Annotated in this window: 6 protein-coding genes and 1 riboswitch; all 6 genes read left to right on the top strand. The window is 68.0% G+C overall.

Annotated elements, in window-relative coordinates:
* A partial coding sequence (locus tag B2X67_RS20395; protein ID WP_286786617.1) for a RibD family protein occupies positions 1 to 555 on the top strand: 555 nt, incomplete at its 5' end.
* Between the two features lie 107 nt (positions 556 to 662).
* Positions 663 to 821, top strand: a riboswitch (FMN riboswitch).
* 149 nt (positions 822 to 970) lie between these two features.
* Positions 971 to 1,633 (top strand): riboflavin synthase, encoded by a 663-nt coding sequence (locus B2X67_RS20400; RefSeq protein WP_090225311.1) that lies wholly within the window; start codon positions 971 to 973, stop codon positions 1,631 to 1,633.
* 13 nt (positions 1,634 to 1,646) lie between these two features.
* On the top strand, positions 1,647 to 2,735 hold the full coding sequence (gene ribBA / locus B2X67_RS20405; RefSeq protein ID WP_286786618.1) for a bifunctional 3,4-dihydroxy-2-butanone-4-phosphate synthase/GTP cyclohydrolase II: 1,089 nt from the start codon (positions 1,647 to 1,649) through the stop codon (positions 2,733 to 2,735).
* 181 nt (positions 2,736 to 2,916) lie between these two features.
* Positions 2,917 to 3,393 carry a 6,7-dimethyl-8-ribityllumazine synthase gene (gene ribE / locus B2X67_RS20410; protein WP_090225314.1) on the top strand — a complete coding sequence of 159 codons (477 nt, stop codon included), beginning with the start codon at positions 2,917 to 2,919 and terminating at the stop codon, positions 3,391 to 3,393.
* Entirely contained in the window at positions 3,390 to 3,890 is a 501-nt protein-coding gene (gene nusB / locus B2X67_RS20415; protein ID WP_286786619.1) for a transcription antitermination factor NusB, read from the top strand. Before ribE ends, nusB begins: the two co-directional genes overlap by 4 nt.
* A gap of 44 nt (positions 3,891 to 3,934) precedes the next feature.
* A partial coding sequence (locus B2X67_RS20420; protein WP_286786620.1) for an AIR synthase related protein occupies positions 3,935 to 4,423 on the top strand: 489 nt, incomplete at its 3' end.

A 4,423-nucleotide genomic window follows, 5' to 3' on the forward strand; every position in this document is an offset into this window, starting at 1 on the left:
GCGCAGTCCAGCGTGGTCCTTAGCGGCGCCGACACCGTCCTGACGGATGCTGCGCGGCTCACCGTGCGTCCCGACGAGCTGGGCCTGGATGCCGAGCAGACGGCCCTGGCCGCCGGCCGCGCGCCGTTGCGCGTGCTCATCGACGGGCACCTGCGCGTGCCGCTGGACGCGCCGTTCTTCCAGGCCGGCGCCGCCCTGGTGGCGAGCACCGACGCGGCCGCGAGCGAGCGTTACGCGGCGGCCGGGCACGAGTTGCTGGCGCTGGGCGGGGACGACGGCCATGTCGACCTGCGCGCGCTGCTCGTCGAGCTGGCCGCGCGTGGCGCCAACGAGGTGCTGGTGGAGGCCGGCGCGCAACTGGCTGGCGCTTTCGCCCGGCAGGGGCTGGTGGACGAGTACCAGCTGTTCGTCGCCGCCTGCTTCCTCGGTTCCGCTGCGCGGCCGCTGCTCGAGCTGCCGCTGGAGCGCATGGCCGAAGCGCGCGCGTTGAAGATCGCCGATATCCGCGCGGTCGGCGACGACTGGCTGATCGTCGTCCGCCCTGTCACTCGTTAGCTCCGATCGTCTCCAAACCGTCGCCGCGAGGGCCTGCAAGGCGCCTTTGCGCTTCCGGCCCTGCGGCATTTTGTGCTAAAAACGCCGTCCGGCCATTCAGGTGGCCGGAACGTTCTCAGGGCGGGGCGCAATTCCCCACCGGCGGTGATGGCGCGCAATGCGTCGAGCCCGCGAGCGCTCGCTTACCCCGCACGGGGCGGCGAGGTCAGCAGACCCGGTGTGATCCCGGGGCCGACGGTCATAGTCCGGATGAAGAGAGAACGGGATGCCTCGACGGGTGCCTCCGCGCGCCCCTGAAATCCCATTCGATCGACGTGCCCTGTTTTTCACAAAACAGGAGTTTCACGATGTCGCGTTTCCATTTGCATTTCCCCAGCCGTTCGACGGCTTCTGCGCGGTTCGCGCGGGAGGTCGTATGTTCACCGGCATAATCGAAGCCATCGGCAGCATCCGCGCGCTGACGCCCAAGGGCGGCGACGTGCGCCTCTACGTGCAGACCGGCAAGCTCGACCTAGGCGACGTCAAGCTCGGCGACAGCATCGCGGTGAACGGTGTCTGCCTCACCGCGGTGGAGTTGCCCGGCGACGGCTTCTGGGCCGACGTTTCCCGCGAGACCCTCAGCCACACCGCGCTGGCCGGTCTCAAGAGCGGCAGCCCGGTGAACCTGGAAAAGGCGCTGACCCCCACCAGCCGCCTCGGCGGTCATCTGGTCAGCGGCCACGTCGACGGTGTCGGCGAAGTGGTGTCCCGCGAGGAGAACGCCCGCGCCGTGCAGTTCCGCATCCGCGCGCCGCGCGAGCTGGCCAAGTACATCGCGCTGAAGGGCTCGATCACCGTCGATGGCACCAGCCTGACGGTGAACGCGGTGAATGGCGCCGAGTTCGAGCTGACCATCGTCCCGCACACGCTCGCCGAAACCATCATGGCCGACTACCGCCCCGGGCGGCAGGTCAACCTCGAGGTCGACCTGCTGGCACGCTACATCGAGCGCCTGCTGCTCGGCGACAAGGCCGCCGAGCCCGCCGCCTCCGGCATCAGCGAAAGTTTCCTGGCCGAGCACGGCTACCTGAACAAGTAAGGATTCGCCAACCATGGCACTCAACAGCATCGAAGAACTCGTCGAAGACATCCGCCAGGGCAAGATGGTCATCCTCATGGATGACGAAGACCGCGAAAACGAAGGCGACCTGATCATGGCCTCCGAATGCGTGCAGGCCGAGCACATCAACTTCATGGCGCGCTACGCCCGCGGGCTGATCTGCATGCCGATGACCCGCGAGCGTTGCGAAACGCTGAAGCTGCCGCTGATGGCGCCGCGCAACGGCTCCGGTTTCGGCACCAAGTTCACCGTCTCGATCGAGGCCGCCGAAGGCGTCACCACCGGCATCTCCGCCGCCGACCGCGCGCGTACCGTGCAGGCCGCCGCGGCGAAGAACGCCAAGGCCGAAGACATCGTCAGCCCCGGCCACATCTTCCCGCTGATGGCGCAGTCCGGCGGCGTACTGGCCCGTGCGGGCCACACCGAAGCGGCCTGCGACCTGGCGCGGATGGGTGGCTTCGAGCCGAGCGGGGTGATCTGCGAGGTGATGAACGACGACGGCAGCATGGCGCGCCGGCCCGAACTCGAGGCCTTCGCCGAACTGCACGGGATCAAGATCGGCACCATCGCCGACCTCATCCACTACCGGCTGATCCACGAGCGCACCGTGCAGCGCATCGCCGAACAGCCGCTGGACAGCGAGGTCGGTCCGTTCAACCTGGTCACCTACCGCGACTCGGTGGAGGGCGACGTGCACATGGCGCTAACCCTCGGCAGCATCTGCCCGGAAGAGCCGACGCTGGTGCGGGTGCACAACATGGACCCGATGCGCGACCTGCTGATGGTCCGCCAGCCGGGCCGCTGGAGCCTGCGCGCGGCGATGACCGAAGTGGCCCGCGCGGGCAGCGGCGTGGTGCTGCTGCTCGGTCATTCGCTGGACGGCGACGAAGTGCTCGCGCACATCCGCGAGGCCGATGCCGGCACCGCGAAGACGCCGAGCACCTACAGCACGGTCGGCGCCGGCTCGCAGATACTCCGCGACCTCGGCGTGCGCAAGATGCGCCTGATGAGTTCGCCGATGAAGTTCAATGCGATATCCGGGTTCGACCTGGAGGTTGTAGAATACCTGCCCGCCGATTGACAGGCGGCCCGCAGGGCCGCTTCCGATGACCCTCTTCCGTTCATGGGAGAGGGTGCCCGAAGGGCGGGAGAGGGTGTTGTGGCTTCACGCGCAGCCCTCTCCCGCACCTGGGCAAGGGGAGCAAAAAGCTTATTTTCGGGGCGAGTGACGCCCGGCTCTTTATACAGATCGAGACCCATCCATGCCTCTGAAGACCATCGAAGGTACTTTCATCGCCCCCCAAGGCAAATTCGCCCTGGTGGTTGGCCGCTTCAACAGCTTCGTCGTCGAAAGCCTGGTCAGCGGGGCGGTCGACGCCCTGGTCCGCCACGGCGTCAAGGAAGCCGACATCACCCTGATCCGCGCGCCCGGCGCCTTCGAGATTCCGCTGGTCACGCAGAAAGTCGCCCAGCAGGGCGAGTACGCGGCGATCATCGCCCTTGGCGCGGTCATCCGCGGTGGCACTCCGCACTTCGAATACGTCGCCGGCGAATGCACCAAGGGCCTGGCCCAGGTTTCCATGGAGTTCGGCGTGCCGGTCGCGTTCGGCGTGCTGACCGTGGACTCCATCGAGCAGGCCATCGAGCGCTCCGGCACCAAGGCCGGCAACAAGGGCGCGGAAGCCGCGCTGTCCGCTCTGGAAATGGTCAGCCTGCTGGCGGCCTTGGAGGCCAAGTGAGTCTTAACCGGGACGATCAGGACGACCAGCAGCCGGCCAAGCCGGCGAAGGGCCGGATCGCGCAACGTCGCGTGGCCCGCAGCCTGGCGATGCAGGCGCTGTATCAGTGGCACATCGCCGGCCAGTCGCTCAACGAAATCGAAGCGCAGTTCCGCGTCGACAACGACTTCGCCGGTGTCGATGGTGCCTACTTCCACGAAATCCTCACCGGCGTTGCGCACAACAAGCCGGAAATCGATGGCGCCTTCGCCGCGTTCCTCGATATCCCGCTGGAGGAACTGGACCCGGTCGAACTGGCTATCCTGCGCCTGTCCACCTGGGAAATGACCCATCGCGTCGACGTGCCGTACCGTGTGGTGATCAACGAGGGCATCGAGCTGGCGAAAGTGTTCGGCGCCACCGACGGGCACAAGTTCGTCAACGGCGTACTGGACAAGCTGGCGCCGACCCTGCGCGCAGCCGAAGTGCGCGGCGGCCAGCGCGGCGACAAGCGCTGATGCCGTCCCTTCCCTCGTCCCCGGACGCTGCCTGAGGCGTCCCGATGGGGGAGTTCGAGCTGATCCGCCATTACTTCGCCGTCGCGCCTTGTGCGCAGGCGGCCGAAGGCGTGGCGCTGGGCATCGGCGACGATTGCGCGCTGCTCGACCTGCCGCCCGGCGAACAGCTGGCGGTATCCACCGACACGCTGGTCGCCGGCGTGCACTTCCCCGATGCCTGCGAGGCCTTTCTGCTCGGCCAGCGCGCGCTGGCGGTATCCGCCAGCGACCTGGCGGCGATGGGCGCTACGCCGCTCGCCTTCACCCTCGCACTGACCCTGCCTGGCGCCGATGACGACTGGTTGCGCGGTTTCGCCGACGGCCTTTCGTTAATGGCGGCGGCCTGCGGACTGGCGCTGGTCGGCGGCGATACCACGCGTGGCCCGCTGAGCCTGACCCTGAGCGTGTTCGGCCGCGTGCCGCGCGGCCAGGCGCTGACCCGCAGCGGCGCACGGCCCGGCGACTTGCTCTGCGTCGGTGGCAGCCTCGGCGAC

The sequence above is a fragment of the Pseudomonas sp. UBA3153 genome, assembly GCF_002364635.1.
Taxonomy (GTDB): domain Bacteria; phylum Pseudomonadota; class Gammaproteobacteria; order Pseudomonadales; family Pseudomonadaceae; genus Pseudomonas_O; species Pseudomonas_O kuykendallii.